The organism is Bradyrhizobium sp. NBAIM08, assembly GCF_020193935.1.
Lineage (GTDB): Bacteria > Pseudomonadota > Alphaproteobacteria > Rhizobiales > Xanthobacteraceae > Bradyrhizobium > Bradyrhizobium yuanmingense.
Window position 1 is genome coordinate 1 of sequence record NZ_JADYVR010000449.1, and the last position, 438, is coordinate 438.

1 protein-coding gene is annotated in these 438 nt (G+C 49.1%); it reads right to left on the reverse strand.

Features of this window, described 5'->3' with window-relative positions; genetic code table 11:
* The coding region (locus tag I6F37_RS40375; RefSeq protein ID WP_225154432.1) for a hypothetical protein at window positions 1-438 on the reverse strand (438 nt) is incomplete at both ends.

Below are 438 nucleotides of genomic sequence, written 5' to 3' on the forward strand. Positions count from 1 at the left end.
TCTAAGGACTCAATCGGCTGCTCTCTTACGTCTAGAAGAGTAGCCATTATCCTAACCAACACATCAATCTCAATGGGACCTCCTACCCAGTCGAAGAGTTCGGCTACGATTTGCGGAAAGGGCGCGGTTCTTACGTCTTCATCTGCAAAACGCGCTGCTTTAAAGGCTTCCAATTTTGTATCGATGTCATGGGACGCCTGTCCAGAGAAGACCGTCTTGCCGGTATTTCGCCAGACGGCAAACCCACATAAGATTTCACTCTCGTATTCCCAAGAGACTAAATCTTTATGCCGCCTGAAGAGATCTCTCAGACTGTCCTTTAGTCGGGTGCGCGCGGGCGACTTAGCGCGGAGGAAATCAATGCAGATGTTTGAGGCAACTCGCGCCACATAATGCTCAAAGTTTTCGATCTCGGTATTGATCGAAGAAGACTGCAGA